Origin of the sequence: Microbacterium sp. KSW4-4, from assembly GCF_023091185.1 — a bacterium.
Classification (GTDB): domain Bacteria; phylum Actinomycetota; class Actinomycetes; order Actinomycetales; family Microbacteriaceae; genus Microbacterium; species Microbacterium paraoxydans.
Map to the genome: position 1 here is coordinate 1,519,634 of NZ_JAHWXJ010000001.1, position 16,083 is coordinate 1,535,716.

Here is a 16,083-nt window from a genome sequence, read left to right on the forward strand (position 1 = left end):
TTGACTAAAAGGAGTCCGGCGGTGTCCTACTCTCCCACAGGGTCCCCCCTGCAGTACCATCGGCGCTGTGAGGCTTAGCTTCCGGGTTCGGAATGTGACCGGGCGTTTCCCTCACGCTATGGCCGCCGAAACACTATTGATGTTTCAATCAAACCTAAAGCAATGATGAATCATTGTTGAAGGTAGTTCTCGACCGTACATCGAGAACCACTCAGTGGACGCAAGCACCAACAAACGGTGTGTTATCAAGTCATCGGCTTATTAGTACCAGTCAGCTGCACACGTTACCGTGCTTCCACATCTGGCCTATCAACCCAGTAGTCTGGCTGGGAGCCTCTCACCCGAAGGTATGGAAGTCTCATCTTGAGGCCGGCTTCCCGCTTAGATGCTTTCAGCGGTTATCCATCCCGAACGTAGCTAATCAGCGGTGCTCCTGGCGGAACAACTGACACACCAGAGGTTCGTCCAACCCGGTCCTCTCGTACTAGGGTCAGATCCTCTCAAACTTCCTACGCGCGCAGCGGATAGGGACCGAACTGTCTCACGACGTTCTAAACCCAGCTCGCGTACCGCTTTAATGGGCGAACAGCCCAACCCTTGGGACCTACTCCAGCCCCAGGATGCGACGAGCCGACATCGAGGTGCCAAACCATGCCGTCGATATGGACTCTTGGGCAAGATCAGCCTGTTATCCCCGAGGTACCTTTTATCCGTTGAGCGACAGCGCTTCCACAAGCCACTGCCGGATCACTAGTCCCGACTTTCGTCCCTGCTCGACCTGTCAGTCTCACAGTCAAGCTCCCTTGTGCACTTACACTCGCCACCTGATTGCCAACCAGGTTGAGGGAACCTTTGGGCGCCTCCGTTACTTTTTGGGAGGCAACCGCCCCAGTTAAACTACCCACCAGGCACTGTCCCTGAACCGGATTACGGTTCGAAGTTAGATATCCAGAGTGACCAGAGTGGTATTTCAACAATGACTCCACGGTAACTGGCGTCACCGCTTCAAAGTCTCCCACCTATCCTACACAAGCCACACCGAACACCAATACCAAGCTGTAGTAAAGGTCACGGGGTCTTTCCGTCCTGCTGCGCGTAACGAGCATCTTTACTCGTAATGCAATTTCGCCGAGTTCGCGGTTGAGACAGTTGGGAAGTCGTTACGCCATTCGTGCAGGTCGGAACTTACCCGACAAGGAATTTCGCTACCTTAGGATGGTTATAGTTACCACCGCCGTTTACTGGGGCTTAAATTCTCAGCTTCGCCTTGCGGCTAACCGGTCCTCTTAACCTTCCAGCACCGGGCAGGCGTCAGTCCGTATACATCGTCTTGCGACTTGGCACGGACCTGTGTTTTTAGTAAACAGTCGCTACCCACTAGTCTCTGCGGCCTCCAAACGCTTTCGGAGCAAGTCCTAATACGTCGAAGGCCCCCCTTCTCCCGAAGTTACGGGGGCATTTTGCCGAGTTCCTTAACCACGATTCTCTCGATCTCCTTGGTATTCTCTACCTGACCACCTGAGTCGGTTTGGGGTACGGGCGGCTAGAACCTCGCGTCGATGCTTTTCTCGGCAGCATAGGATCATCCACTTTTTATCCGCATCGTGTCTCAGCCTGTATGAGTCGCGGATTTGCCTACGACTCGGCCTACGCACTTGCACCAGGACAACCATCGCCTGGCTTGGACTACCTTCCTGCGTCACACCTGTTAATACGCTAACCGCACCAGCATGGGGTCACGTGCTCCCCTCCACGGTGTCACCCGAAGGCGACGATGTGAAGGCTCGGACGTTTAGCACCACTGGATTAGCTTGGGCGGTTCTTCGCCGGTACGGGAATATCAACCCGTTGTCCATCGACTACGCCTGTCGGCCTCGCCTTAGGTCCCGACTTACCCAGGGAAGATTAGCTTGACCCTGGAACCCTTGGTCTTTCGGAGGACGTGTTTCTCACACGTCATTCGCTACTCATGCCTGCATTCTCACTCGTGTAGCCTCCACGGCTGGTTTCCACCGCCGCTTCGCTGGCCACACGACGCTCTCCTACCCATCAACACGGCTGGACCACGAAGGCCTACCAATAATGTCAATGCCACAACTTCGGTGGCGTGCTTGAGCCCCGTTACATTGTCGGCGCGGAATCACTTGACCAGTGAGCTATTACGCACTCTTTCAAGGGTGGCTGCTTCTAAGCCAACCTCCTGGTTGTCAGAGCAACTCCACATCCTTTCCCACTTAGCACGCGCTTTGGGACCTTAGTTGGTGGTCTGGGTTGTTTCCCTCTCGACTATGAAGCTTATCCCCCACAGTCTCACTGCTGCGCTCTCACTTACCGGCATTCGGAGTTTGGCTGACGTCAGTAACCTTGTAGGGCCCATCGGCCATCCAGTAGCTCTACCTCCGGCAAGAAACACGCAACGCTGCACCTAAATGCATTTCGGAGAGAACCAGCTATCACGAAGTTTGATTGGCCTTTCACCCCTATCCACAGCTCATCCCCTCAGTTTTCAACCTAAGTGGGTTCGGTCCTCCACGACGTCTTACCGTCGCTTCAACCTGGCCATGGATAGATCACTTCGCTTCGGGTCTAGGACATGCGACTGAATCGCCCTATTCAGACTCGCTTTCGCTACGGCTACCCCACACGGGTTAACCTCGCCACATATCGCTAACTCGCAGGCTCATTCTTCAAAAGGCACGCTGTCACACCTACCAGGGGTGCTCCAACGGTTTGTAAGCAAACGGTTTCAGGTACTATTTCACTCCCCTCCCGGGGTACTTTTCACCTTTCCCTCACGGTACTTGTCCGCTATCGGTCATCTGGGAGTATTTAGGCTTATCAGGTGGTCCTGACAGATTCACACGGGATTTCACGGGCCCCGTGCTACTTGGGATACTCTCCACGCCAGAACACGCATTTCGACTACGGGGTTGGCACCCTCTATGACCGGCCTTTCAAGACCGTTCGTCTATACGCTTCTGTAACGTCGCCAGCTCGGCAGAACTGACTGGTGAGTCCCACAACCCCGAATATGCAACTCCTGCCGGATATCACACACACTCGGTTTAGCCTGATCCGGTTTCGCTCGCCACTACTAACGGAATCGCGGTTGCTTTCTCTTCCTGTGGGTACTGAGATGTTTCACTTCCCCACGTTCCCTCTACCCGCCCTATATATTCAGGCGGGAGTCACTAGGTCGGCACGCCGCCCAGCGGGGTTTCCCCATTCGGACACCCTCGGATCAAAACTTGCTTATCAGTTCCCCGAGGCTTATCGCAGATTGCTACGTCCTTCTTCGGCTCCAGATGCCAAGGCATCCACCGTTTGCTCTTAAAGACTTGAAATCACATGAGTTTGAATCAAAAACCCGACCAGTCCGAAGACTGAATCAGAAATTGACTAATGATCTTTAAGATCATCTTGCGCAACTGATCAAAGACCAGTTGCAAGATGCTCGCGTCCACTGTGTAGTTCTCAAAGTACGGGCGGAACCCCCATCCACCTGCCCCCACAGGGACAAACAGAAAGAGGTCCAGAGGTTCAGACCAGATCCCGAAAGATCCGCATCCGGTCCCTCAGGACCCAACAGCGTGCAGGCACCGGTCCCCTCACCCAGAACGTTCCAACCACCGAAGCGGCGTACTAGTCCCGAGATCAGATCTCGATGCCATGTCAAATGTTCCACCCATGAGCTCCCAGCGAAGAACGTGTGCCTTCGAACCGGGTTCTGGACGCCGAAGCGTCAGATGCTCCTTAGAAAGGAGGTGATCCAGCCGCACCTTCCGGTACGGCTACCTTGTTACGACTTAGTCCTAATTACCGATCCCACCTTCGACAGCTCCCTCCACAAGGGTTAGGCCACCGGCTTCAGGTGTTACCGACTTTCATGACTTGACGGGCGGTGTGTACAAGACCCGGGAACGTATTCACCGCAGCGTTGCTGATCTGCGATTACTAGCGACTCCGACTTCATGAGGTCGAGTTGCAGACCTCAATCCGAACTGGGACCGGCTTTTTGGGATTCGCTCCACCTCACGGTATTGCAGCCCTTTGTACCGGCCATTGTAGCATGCGTGAAGCCCAAGACATAAGGGGCATGATGATTTGACGTCATCCCCACCTTCCTCCGAGTTGACCCCGGCAGTATCCCATGAGTTCCCACCATTACGTGCTGGCAACATAGAACGAGGGTTGCGCTCGTTGCGGGACTTAACCCAACATCTCACGACACGAGCTGACGACAACCATGCACCACCTGTTTACGAGTGTCCAAAGAGTTGACCATTTCTGGCCCGTTCTCGTATATGTCAAGCCTTGGTAAGGTTCTTCGCGTTGCATCGAATTAATCCGCATGCTCCGCCGCTTGTGCGGGTCCCCGTCAATTCCTTTGAGTTTTAGCCTTGCGGCCGTACTCCCCAGGCGGGGAACTTAATGCGTTAGCTGCGTCACGGAATCCGTGGAATGGACCCCACAACTAGTTCCCAACGTTTACGGGGTGGACTACCAGGGTATCTAAGCCTGTTTGCTCCCCACCCTTTCGCTCCTCAGCGTCAGTTACGGCCCAGAGATCTGCCTTCGCCATCGGTGTTCCTCCTGATATCTGCGCATTCCACCGCTACACCAGGAATTCCAATCTCCCCTACCGCACTCTAGTCTGCCCGTACCCACTGCAGGCCCGAGGTTGAGCCTCGGGATTTCACAGCAGACGCGACAAACCGCCTACGAGCTCTTTACGCCCAATAATTCCGGATAACGCTTGCGCCCTACGTATTACCGCGGCTGCTGGCACGTAGTTAGCCGGCGCTTTTTCTGCAGGTACCGTCACTTTCGCTTCTTCCCTGCTAAAAGAGGTTTACAACCCGAAGGCCGTCATCCCTCACGCGGCGTTGCTGCATCAGGCTTTCGCCCATTGTGCAATATTCCCCACTGCTGCCTCCCGTAGGAGTCTGGGCCGTGTCTCAGTCCCAGTGTGGCCGGTCACCCTCTCAGGCCGGCTACCCGTCGACGCCTTGGTGAGCCATTACCTCACCAACAAGCTGATAGGCCGCGAGCCCATCCCCAACCGAAAAATCTTTCCAAACGCAGACCATGCGGTCACGTCACATATCCAGTATTAGACGCCGTTTCCAGCGCTTATCCCAGAGTCAGGGGCAGGTTGCTCACGTGTTACTCACCCGTTCGCCACTGATCCCACAGAGCAAGCTCCGTGTTCACCGTTCGACTTGCATGTGTTAAGCACGCCGCCAGCGTTCATCCTGAGCCAGGATCAAACTCTCCGTAAAAAGAAATTGCATACGAACCGGGGAAAAACCGGAACGCAGCGAGTTTGATGCTGACCAAAGAGACGAATTCATTGCTGACTTCATCCGTTGCCAACCCCACAAGGAGGTTGGTCTTTGATCCAAAGGAATTCTCACCCAGCCGAAGCTAGACGAGGATAATTTGGCATTTGACAAGTGCACGCTGTTGAGTTCTCAAGGATCGGATGCTCCCACGACCCAGCCATCACGACCAGGCCCGCAGGGCAACTTCTCTATCTTACCGATCTCGTTTCCGTTGTCAAGTCCGAGTTTCTTCGGCCTGACCGTGGGAACGGATCAGCATCCTTCATCCTGTTCACTCAGTGAGTGTGTGGGATTCGGGAGGTGTTCGATGCTTGACGGGAGCCGGTCCGAGGACCTCCGCTCAACCGTTTGGGGCGAACAGGTAATAACTTACGTGGGTTCCGGGCATCGGGCAAATCACCGCCGATTCCCGGGCGTGTCGCCCGTTCCCCTCACTCTGACGCGCTTCCGGTCGGCGCGAACCGAGAGGCACCGGAGAGGTCCTCGGGCTGCAGGTCCCCGATGCGCTTCGGCGTCGCGACGACGGCCAGCAGGGACACCAGGCAGGCGCCGATCACGAACAGCACCACGAGCCAGAGTCCTCCCCCGGCGGCCGCGACGAGTGCGGTGGCGATGAGGGGAGTCGGGCCGGCGACCAGAGCGCCGTTGAGCTCCCGGGCCGTCGCGACGCCGGTGAAGCGGTACCGGGTCGGGAAGAGGTTCGTGAGGAAGGTCCCCGTGGAGGCCGCGGTCGCGCCCACGGCAACGACGCCGAGCGCCGTCATCCCGAGGGCGGCCAGCACCGGGTCGCCGGACTGCAGCGAGAGGAAGACCGGGTACGTGAGGACGATCCCGGCGACGGAGCCGAAGACGACCACGCGCTTGGCCCCGAAGCGATCGACCGCGACCCCGCCGAGGACGGGAGCGAAGGCGGTGAGCAGTGAAGAGACCAGGACCGCGATCAGCGCCTCGACCCGGGGCATCCCGACCGTCAGCGTGAGGTAGCTGAGGGCGAAGGCGCTGAGCACGTAGTTGGTCACGTTGTGACCGCACACACTGAAGAAGCCGAGGATGAGTTCGCGGGGACTGCGGCGGAAGAGCTCTGCCAGGGGCACCTTCGTCGCGGCGTGCGCGGCGTTCGCCACGGCGTCCCGGTACTCAGGCGTCTCCTCGAGGCGGCGACGGATCCACAGCGCGAGGACGAAGAGGACGGCGGAGACCAGGAACGGGATGCGCCAGGCCCAGCCGAGCAGCACGTCGCCGGGAAGCATCGACGCGAACGTGAAGGCCAACGTCGCGAGGAATGCTCCGCCAGGTGCGCCCGAGGTGACCAGTCCGATCACCCGTCCCCGGCGCGGTTCGGGTGCGTACTCCGCGACGAGCGTGAGGGCACCGGCGAGTTCCGCTCCGGCACCGAAGCCCTGGATGAAGCGGAACAGGATGAGCAGGATCGGCGCGGCCAACCCGATCGCCTCGGCGGTCGGGAGGACCCCGATGCCCACGGTCGCGATCCCCATGAGCACGATGGTCAGGATCATCGCGGGCTTCCGGCCGACCCGGTCACCGAGGTGGGAGATGAGGAGGCCGCCGAGCGGCCGCACGACGAAGCCGACGGCGAAGGTCGCGAAGGCGAGCATCGAGGCGGAGGCCGGGATGACGTCCGGGAAGAAGAGCGGGCCGATCACGAGGCCCGCGGCGGCGCCGTAGAGGGCGTAGTCGTACCACTCGATGAGGGTGCCGAAGTAGGCTGCGGCGATCGCGCGCCTCGCCTGCGGGGTCATAGTGCGCTGCTGTTCGTTGGCCATGGGGTGTCCTTTCGTCATTGAAAAGTGCTGGCGTGGTCGTGGCTATCCGGTGGGCGCGAGGACCGCGGTCCCCCGGCCGCGCAGCTCGGCGGTCGTGCGCACACCGAGGAGCTGCATCGTCGACAGGGTCTCGTTCGCCACCAGGTCGAGCGCCCTCTCGACCCCCACCCGGCCGCCCGCCATGAGGCCGTACATGTATCCCCGGCCGAGGAAGACGAAGTCGGCCCCCGCGGCGATCGCGGCCACGACGTCCAGCCCACTGCGGATACCGGAGTCGAGCACGATGGGGACGTCGTCGCCGAGGGCGGCCCGCACGGCGCCCACGACCTCGATCGGCGCGATCGCGCGGTCGAGCTGGCGCCCACCGTGGTTGGAGAGCCAGATGGCGTCCGCGCCGGCGTCGATGAAGCGCTCGGCGTCGGTGGCGGACAGGACGCCCTTCACCACGATCGGCCCGTTCCAGTTCCCCCTCAGCCACCGCACGTCGTCCAGGGACAGGGCGGGATCGAACATGCTGCTCACCACGTCGGTGACGCTTCCAGACCGCGGGCCGAAGTTCGCCATGGCCGGTGCGTCGTGCGCCAGAAGGTCGAGCGACCACGCCGGGTGGAGTGCAGACTGCGCGGCAGTGCGCAGCGTCAGACGCGGCGGCATCGAAAGTCGATTGCGGTCGTCGCGGTAGCGCTGCCCCGGGACCCGGGTGTCGACGGTCAGCACGAGCGTGTCGAACCCTGCCACGGCGGCCCGCTCGATGAGGGCGAGCGACGCGGCGCGATCGCGCCGCAGGTACAGCTGGAACCAGCGGCGCGCATCGGGGGCCGCGTCAGCGACGTGCTCGATGCTCCGCGTGCCCATCGTGGAGAGCACGAAGGGCACGTTGCGGTTCGCAGCCGCATGCACACCGTCGGTCTCGCCGGCCGCACGCATGAGGGCGGTGAGGCCGATCGGGGCGATGCCGATGGGCATCGCGTGCTCGCGTCCCAGCAGCCGGGTGGCGAGCGACGCTCCCGCTGCGCTCTCGGTGACGGATGGCACGAATCTCCGGCGGGCGAAGGCCGACTCGTTGTCGCGCGCAGCCTGCTCGGTCACCGCGGCCCCCTCGACGTAATCGAAGACGAATCCGGGAACGCGTCGCTTCGCGAGCCGTCGGAGGTCGTCGAGGCTGCGGGCTTCAGCGACGCGCGTCGCCTCGGTGGGAAGCGCGGGCGGAGCGAAGCTCAACAGCTCGGTGAAGGTGCGGATGCGACGTCGCAACAAACCTGGATCCTCTCGGCAACTTCCATCGAGGCCGAAGAGCCGACCGCGGTGTCGGCACCACCATAGCTCCCGAATATCTTGGGCACAATAGCGATATTCCTCAGATATATCTCAAGTGCTCATGACGCCACGAGGACGAGGCCAGGGTGGGTCAGGCTTCGAGGAACGCCTGGAGGACGAACTCCCGCAGCTCGACGAGGTGTCGGCGCATGGCCTCCTCGGCCGCCCGCGGATCGCCGGTGCGGATCGCTTCGAGCACCTGCTGGTGCCCGTTGTTCTCGACGTCCGAGTGGATGCGCGCATCGATCGCCGGGATCAGGTGATGACTCCGCGTCGTCTCGTCGAACAGGCCGCTCATGAGCGTCTTCGCCCGAGCGTTGCGTGCCGCGCCGAGGATGCACTCGTGGAACGCGCGGGCCGCATCGGTCAGCTCCGCCGTACCGGAGCCGCTGCGCTGCGCGTCCAGGATCGAGCTGAGCTCCTCGATGAAGGCCTCGTTGCCGTAGCGCGTCGCCCCTGCCGCCATCGGCGGTTCGATGATCAACCGCAGGTCGAGCACCTCGCGCACCTCGCTGATGCCCAGCGGGCGGACGACGTAACCGCGACGAGGGAGCGCGACGACGAGCCCTTCGACGACGAGGATCTGCAGGGCTTCACGCACCGGCGTCTTCGACACCCCGAACCGCGCGGCCAGCTCGGGTTCGATGACGACCTCGCCCGGCGCGAGCCGCGTGCGGACGATGTCGTCCCGTAGCGCCACGTACACCTTCTGCGTGCGGGACAGCACCCGATTCCCCTCGCCGAGGGCTGCGGCACGGCGCTGGCTGTCGACGGCATGCGTGTGCAGGGTCGAGCCGGATTCGCTGGGCGTCGCGTCCATGTCCTCAGCCTAGGGGCACCGCATCGAGCCCCCGGCCGCTGCCGAGCAGTCTCGTCGCGGCGATCGGATCGGCCCCATGCGCCAGCTCCAACGAAAGAACCTCGCCCCGCGAGGATGCGGGGCGAGGTTCTTTCGTTCTGTTCCTGTGGACCTAAGGGGATTCGAACCCCTGACCTCCTCGATGCGAACGAGGCGCGCTACCAACTGCGCCATAGGCCCGTGAACGACATCTACGTTATCACGCTCGGGATCCCGGACATGACGAAGGCCCCGCATCTCCGTCGTTACAACGGGAGGCGGGGCCTTCGTGGTGGCGGTGACGGTGGGATTTGAACCCACGGTAGGGGGTTACCCTACACAACTTTTCGAGAGTTGCACCTTCGGCCGCTCGGACACGTCACCGCGGATCAGTTTACGACACCGGGGCCGAGCGCGCGAATCGGCGGGGTCACCAGGCGGCGGCGACCTCGGCGTGGGCGCGGAGGATGCCCTCCGTGGATCCGGCGGGGGCGCGCCCGATGCCGCACTCCGTGGCGACGCCGAACTCCGGCGCGAACGGGACGGCGGCGGCGATCCGGCGACGGGCACCCTCCGCGCCGTCCTCCCGGTGCACGAGGCCGAGGTAGAACTCCTCGACCGGGGTGAGCGCGGCGAGCGGGGCGAAGTAGGCCTCGTCATCGTGGCCGATCGGCACGGGAAGGTGCAGCCAGGTGAGCGGACGGTGGGCCGCGGCGATGACGGCGTTGGCGTAGCGGACGAGGGAGCCGGCGTCGGTCGGCTCGAAGAAGTGCTTCTCCCCCGCGTCGCCGTAGCAGAGGTGCACGCCCACCTCGACGTCGTCCGGGACCGCGTCGACGAGGGCGGCCAGACGCGAGACGAGGCCGTCGAACGGGTCGCCGGGCCACCACGCCTCCATGACGGCACCGTAGCCGGAGGCGCCCTCGATGATGCCCATCTCGCTCGCGACGTCCCACTGCACGGCGAGGTCGTCGTGCGGGATCGCGGCGAGGATCTCGTCGAGCTCGCGGAGCATCGCGGCGGTGTACACGGGTTCGATCGCGGCCCGGTCGTCGCCGAGGAAGAACGAGGAGATGACGGCGAGCGGGGTGGGCAGCGACACCTGGAACCGGGTACCCGCCGGCACCGCCGCCTCCTCACGCAGCCGGGCGAAGAGGCCGTACGACTCGATCGCCGCGGAGGCGTACCCCAGCGGAGGCAGTGCGATCGTCGCCGGGTCCACGCCCTCGGCGATCCGCAGGCCCCGGGCGTCGATGCCGGCGGGGAACGGGATGGGCTCGTCGCCGATCCGCTCGATGCCGTCCGCCTGGCCGATGACGTCGGGCTGGAACATGATCCAGTGGAACCGTTTGCCCACCTCGCCGTCCGGGATGCGACGCAACCGGTCGCCGAGCAGCTCCGCAGCGGTGCGCATCGTGGTCTCGGCGTCGTCGAAGTTCACACTGCCCACGAGAAGGGCACCCTGGGGCTGCGTCATGGCCTCAGGATATCCCTCGCCGACCCACCCCCTTCCGGCCGAGCCACCCCTCTGCGCGCGGGCGGAAGGGGGTGGGACACACGCAAGGGGGTGGGGCGGCGAGGGGAGGTCGGGATTAGGATTGCCTAAGAACCCGCCGCCTCCGGGGGCAGAACGACGGGAAGGATGCAAGCAGCATGGGATTCATCACGTCTGCGGCACTCGCCGAGACCGGGTATGTGGTCCTCGACGACGAGACCACCCCGATGGACCCGTCCGAGTGGCAGGACCTCGAGTACGTCGGCTGGCGCTCCTCCGGCATCACCCGCTTCGCACCCCTGACGAGCTACGCCGGCGAGATCGACTGCAACGGCTTCTGGAACCACACGCCACCGCGCACCGACAAGGACGGCGTCTGGATTCCCTCGCAGGTCGCGATCGCCCCGACCCTGCAGCGCCGCGCCCTGGCCCCGGGCGCCGGCGTCGGCCGCTGCCGGGTCATCGAACTCCAGCCGAACGACTACGCCGACGCGATCTACAACCTGCACCAGGACGACAACAACCGCCTCAACGAGCCGGGCACGGGCTGGGTGGTCCGCGGGTACTACAACCTCACCGATGACACCGACTCGATGCTCATCCTCCGCTCCGACCGGTTCGACCCGGCCACGGAGGTGCGGCTGCCGCTGCGCGCCGGCTCCCGGATCATCGTCGACACGCAGCGCTTCTGGCATGCCGTGTGGCATCGCGGCACAGGTCCCCGGTACGCGCTCATCACCTCCTGGACCAGCGGCCCCGAGCTCGACGCGTACATCGCCGCGCACCACGGCGACCCGCATCCGCCGACGGTCGACCTCGACCCGCGTCTGGTGGACGAGGCGCAGGTCGAGATGCACCGCCGGATCGAGGAGCGCCGTCGCGCGTTCGAGGCGCAGGGCATCGTGATGGAGCCGCCCGCCGACATGAACCTCGTCGGCTGAGGCTCAGACCGTCCGGCCGCCCTCGATCCGCACGACCCGGTCGACCGTCCCCGCGGGCGGCGCCACGTGCGAGATGAGCAGCACCGACTGCTCCCCCGTCGCCTGCAGCAGGTCGCGCAGCAGAGCGTCCGAGGCCTCGGGGTCGACGCCCGCCGTCGGCTCGTCCAGCACGAGCACCGGGAAGCCGCGGAGCAGCGCGCGAGCCAGGGCGATCCGCTGCGCCTGACCGCCGGACACCAGCGCACCGCGGTCACCCACCCGCGCATCGAGCCCCCCGCGCTCGCGCACCCACGCCGCGAGTCCCACGCGGTCGAGCACGGCGAGGAGCTCCTCGTCGGTGGCCGTGTCCCTGGCGAAGAGGAGGTTCTGCCGCACGTCCTCGTCGAAGAGCTGCGGCCGCTGCTCGCACAGACCGACGACGCGGCGCAGGGACGGCCCGGACAGCGACGCCGCCTCGAGATCGCCGACCCGGTACTCGCCGTCCACACGGAGGAAGCCCACGAGCGCGGCCGCCAGCGAGCTCTTGCCCGCCCCGCTCGCCCCGGAGACGAGCACCCGCTCGCCGGGCGCGAGGTCGAGGTCGACGCCGGTCAGCGCCGGCGCTCCTCCGGGCCAGTGCGCCGTGGCTCCCCGCAGCGTGAGCGCGGGGACGCCGTCGACCTCGACATCCTCCCCCGCGTCGGTCCGCAGCTCCGGCGGCATCCGTTCGGGCAGCACGTCCACGATGCGCTCCGCGCTCGCGCGGACGCTGCGCCAAGAAGCCGCCGCGATGGGCACGGCGCCGAACACTTCGAACACGACCATCGGCACGAGCACCGCGACCGCGAGCCACGGAGCGTCGATGGCTCCGGTGGCGAGGCCCGGGGCTGCCACCGCCAGCGCCCACACCGAGGCGGCGCCGGCCATCAGCGAGACCACTCCGGCCGCGACGGCCTGCGCCAGCGACGCCCGACCGACGACCCGACGCAGGGCGGCATCCGCGACGCGGATCCGCTCTCGGGCCTGTGACTCCGCGCCGAACGCGAGCAGCACGTCGAGGCTGCCGAAGTAGTCGACGAGGGCGGCGGACACCTCTGCCCGCCGTGCCGACACCGCGGCCTCCGCACGGGAGCCGAAGATCCAGCCCAGCCCGACGGCGGCGAGCGCGGCGACGAGGAGGCAGACGGCGAGGGTGAGCGCGGCGGGCGGCGAGACGAAGGCGAGGAAGCCGACGGCCCCCACGGCGACGACGCCCGAGACGGCGAGCGGCTGCACGACCCGGAGCGGGAGGTTCTGCAGATTCTCCACGTCATCGACGAGTGCCGCGAGCACCTGGCCCCGGTCCGTCGCGCCGAGCCCCGCCGGCGAGAGCGGGATGAGGCGGCGCACCATGTCGGACCGGGTCGTCGCGAGCTGCCGCAGCGCGGCGTCGTGACCGCTCAGCCGCTCGAGGTACCGCGTGACGGCTCGGGTCACGGCGAAGAACCGCACTCCGACGACCGCGATGGACAGCGGCACGAGGGAGTCGACGATCGACGCGCTCACGATCAGCCAGCCGCTCACCGCGAGCAGGCTCACGGCGGCGGCGGCCGACAGCACGCCCCAGATCAGCCCGGGGAGGAAGCGGCGGAACGGCGGCTGTGCGAGCCGGAGCACCTCCCGGACCCGGTCGCTGCGGGTCGTCTCATTCATGCGCTCACCCCCAGCGCCACGATCCGGTCGGCGATGTCCCTGGCCGAGCGGCGGTGCGAGACGAGCAGGACGGTCGCGCCGGCATCCGCCCGCGTGCGCAGCGACCGCCACAGCCGCTCCTCGGTGTCGGCGTCGAGGGCGCTGGAGGGCTCATCGAGCGCGAGCAGCCGCTCCGGCATTGCGTCGTGGCGGTACAGCGCCCTGGCCACCGCGACGCGCTGCGCCTGTCCTCCCGACAGCCCGGCGCCCTGCACGCCCAGCACGCGGTCGGCCTCGACGCCCTCGGCGCACGCGGCGTCGAGCGCCCGGCGCACACGGGCGAGGTCGGGAGACCCATCGCCGAGGGCGACGTTCTCCGCGACCGTGCCCCGCATCAGCCCCGGCGTCTGCCCGGCCCAGGCGAGCCAGTCGGACGGCGCGAGTTCGGCGACGTCCCGTCCGCCCCAGGTCGCGGAGCCCGTGGAGTCCACCGCCCCGCGGAGAGCGGCGAGCAGACTCGACTTCCCGGAGCCGCTCGGCCCCTCGATCAGGGTCACCGTCCCCGGCTCCGCGACGAACGACACCGGCGGCAGGTCTCGCACGCGGAGTCCCTCGACCACGAGTCCCCGCCGTTCCGTCCGCACGACCTGGCCACGGCTGCCGGACGAGTCCACGGGGTTCGGTCGTGCATCCGTGCCGGGGTCGTGCGGGCGCATGCCGCCCCGGTCCCGGTCGCGCGCCGCATCCAGCACGTCGAACACGTCTTCCGTGGCCGCGACGCCCTCGGCCGCCGCGTGGAACTGCACGCCCACCTGACGGATGGGGAGGAACGCCTCGGGGGCGAGCAGCAGCACGAAGAGACCGACCTCCAGGCTCAGGTCGCCCGACAGCAGCCGGAACCCGACCGCGACCGCGATGAGCGCGACCGCGAGTGACGACAGCAGCTCCATCGCGAACCCGGAGAGGAACGAGAACCGCAGCACCTTCATGGTCTCGCGGCGGTACTCGTCGGCGGTCACCTCGATGCGGTCGGCCGCCCGACGGTCCCGGCCGAACAGCCGCAGCGTCGACAGCCCCTGCACCGTGTCGGCGAAGCGGGCGGCGAGGTGCTGCAGCGTCTGCCACTGCTTCTTCTGCACCGTGCGGGTCGCGATCCCGATGAGGATGAGGAAAAGCGGGATGAGCGGCAGGGTGATGACGGCGGTGAGCCCGCTCGGCCAGTCCTGCCACCACATGACCGCGACGAGCACCGGCGTCGCGATGACGGTGAGCACGAGCTGCGGGATGTACCGCGCGAAGTATGCGTCGAGGGCTTCCAGGCCGTGACCGGCGGTGACGGCGATCTGCGTCTGGTTGCGCTGTGCGAGCCACCCCGGGCCGAGGCGTCCGACGGCCGCGACGAGCGCCGCGCGCAGCTGCATCCCGGTGCGGGCGGCGGCCTGCGTGCCCGCGGCGTCGGACGCGGCGATGAGCAGACCCCGCACGAGGGCGGTCCCGAGCAGCCAGACCAGGGTCGTGGTGACGTCGCGCCCCGCGATGGCCCCCACGACCGCCGCGGTGAGCAGCCACGCGAAGGCGATCGTCACCGCGGTCTGGAAGACGCCGATCGCGGCCGACGCCAGGAGGAACCCCCGGGCGGCGGCCGCGTATCGGAGCAGCCTCGGATCGACGGGTTTCACGCGTGCGCCGGAGCCCCCTCGATCGACCGGCGGGTGACGCGCTTGCGGAACACCCAGTAGGTCCAGGTCTGGTACGCGATGACCAGCGGAAGGGCGATCAGCGCGGTCCAGCTCATGATCTGCAGCGTATACGGAGTGCTGGACGCGTTGGCGATCGTGAGGCTGTACGCCGGATCGATGGTCGACGGCATGACGAACGGGAACAGGGCGGAGAACAGCATGACGACGGCGAACATGACCGTGAGCATGCCGGAGAAGAACGCCCACCCCTCGCGGCGGACCAGCGAGAAGCCGACCGCCGCGATCAGGCTGACCGCTGCGAGCGCACCGGCTCCGATGACGAGCCAGAGCAGCGGAGCCTCGCGGCCCATCGCGATCGCGACCGTCCAGATCACCGTCGCGGCGGCGACGAGGATCGTCGGGATGGCGGCCTTCTTCGCGAGCTTCTGCGCGTCCTCGTGCACCTGGCCGTCCGTCTTCAGCGCGACGAACAGCACGCCGTGCAGGAAGAAGAGCAGCAGGGTCGTCACGCCGACCAGCAGCGCATACGGGTTGAGCAGCGAGAAGAAGCCGCCGACGTAGATGTGGTTCTCATCGATCGCCACCCCCTGCACGATGTTCCCGAAGGCGACGCCCCAGAGCAGTGCCGGGACGACCGACCCGATCACGATCATCCGGTCGAAGCCCTGCTTCCACTTGCGACTCTCCCGCTGATGGCGGTACTCGAAAGAGACGCCGCGGAGGATGAGCGCGAGCAGGATGAGCAGCAGCGGCAGGTAGAACCCGCTGAACAGCGTGGCGTACCACTCGGGGAACGAGGCGAACAGCGAGGCCCCGGCCACGATGACCCACGTCTCGTTGAGGTCCCACACGGGGCCGATCGTGTTGATGACCTGCCGGCGGGACACGTCGTTCTTGCCGAGGAACGGCAGCGACATGCCCACACCGAAGTCGAACCCGTCGAGGACGAAGTAGCCGACGAACAGGAAGGCGACCACCCAGAACCAGATCGTTGCGAGATCCATGATGCTCGT

General features: G+C 65.3%; 8 protein-coding genes, 2 tRNA genes and 3 rRNA genes. 1 reads left to right on the forward strand and 12 read right to left on the reverse strand.

Annotation, left to right across the window (positions count from 1 at the left end; all coding sequences use genetic code 11):
• Window positions 1-13: 13 nt before the first annotated feature.
• The 9 genes from rrf to KZC57_RS07710 form a co-directional block, all read right to left on the reverse strand.
• A 5S ribosomal RNA gene (gene rrf, locus KZC57_RS07670) occupies window positions 14-130 on the reverse strand.
• A 111-nt stretch (window positions 131-241) separates the two neighbouring features.
• Window positions 242-3,344: ribosomal RNA gene (locus KZC57_RS07675) — 23S ribosomal RNA — on the reverse strand.
• 413 nt (window positions 3,345-3,757) lie between these two features.
• Window positions 3,758-5,282, reverse strand: a 16S ribosomal RNA gene (locus KZC57_RS07680).
• The 16S, 23S and 5S rRNA genes sit together here, the layout of an rRNA operon.
• Window positions 5,283-5,776: 494 nt before the next feature.
• Entirely contained in the window at window positions 5,777-7,129 is a 1,353-nt protein-coding gene (locus KZC57_RS07685; protein WP_247641410.1) for an MFS transporter, read from the reverse strand.
• A gap of 42 nt (window positions 7,130-7,171) precedes the next feature.
• Window positions 7,172-8,386, reverse strand: a complete 1,215-nt coding sequence (locus KZC57_RS07690) for an alpha-hydroxy acid oxidase (protein ID WP_247641411.1) — start codon at window positions 8,384-8,386, stop codon at window positions 7,172-7,174.
• Window positions 8,387-8,537: 151 nt separating this feature from the next.
• Window positions 8,538-9,266 carry a GntR family transcriptional regulator gene (locus KZC57_RS07695; RefSeq protein ID WP_247641412.1) on the reverse strand — a complete coding sequence of 243 codons (729 nt, stop codon included), beginning with the start codon at window positions 9,264-9,266 and terminating at the stop codon, window positions 8,538-8,540.
• 146 nt (window positions 9,267-9,412) lie between these two features.
• Window positions 9,413-9,485, reverse strand: a tRNA-Ala gene (locus tag KZC57_RS07700).
• 92 nt (window positions 9,486-9,577) lie between these two features.
• Window positions 9,578-9,668: transfer RNA gene (locus KZC57_RS07705), tRNA-Ser, on the reverse strand.
• Between the two features lie 46 nt (window positions 9,669-9,714).
• Window positions 9,715-10,761, reverse strand: a complete 1,047-nt coding sequence (locus tag KZC57_RS07710) for a hypothetical protein (RefSeq protein WP_247641413.1) — start codon at window positions 10,759-10,761, stop codon at window positions 9,715-9,717.
• A gap of 176 nt (window positions 10,762-10,937) precedes the next feature.
• On the opposite strand from KZC57_RS07710, the gene KZC57_RS07715 reads away from it, so the two are divergent.
• Complete coding sequence (locus tag KZC57_RS07715; protein ID WP_060923423.1) at window positions 10,938-11,720, forward strand: hypothetical protein; 783 nt, start codon at window positions 10,938-10,940, stop codon at window positions 11,718-11,720.
• A gap of 3 nt (window positions 11,721-11,723) precedes the next feature.
• On the opposite strand, the gene cydC is transcribed toward KZC57_RS07715, so the two are convergent.
• Genes cydC through cydB form a run of 3 tightly spaced genes read right to left on the reverse strand, consistent with a single transcriptional unit; the run spans window position 11,724 to window position 16,074 of the window.
• Window positions 11,724-13,391: a thiol reductant ABC exporter subunit CydC gene (gene cydC / locus KZC57_RS07720; RefSeq protein WP_247641414.1), complete on the reverse strand. Its 1,668-nt coding sequence runs from the start codon at window positions 13,389-13,391 to the stop codon at window positions 11,724-11,726.
• The gene (gene cydD, locus KZC57_RS07725) at window positions 13,388-15,049 is read right to left on the reverse strand and encodes a thiol reductant ABC exporter subunit CydD (protein ID WP_247641415.1); all 1,662 of its coding nucleotides are present in this window, start codon (window positions 15,047-15,049) and stop codon (window positions 13,388-13,390) included. Before cydD ends, cydC begins: the two co-directional genes overlap by 4 nt.
• A complete protein-coding gene (gene cydB / locus KZC57_RS07730) occupies window positions 15,046-16,074 on the reverse strand; it encodes a cytochrome d ubiquinol oxidase subunit II (RefSeq protein WP_060922499.1) in 1,029 nt (342 codons plus the stop codon). The genes cydD and cydB overlap by 4 nt, the downstream gene beginning before the upstream one ends.
• Window positions 16,075-16,083 lie beyond the last annotated feature (9 nt).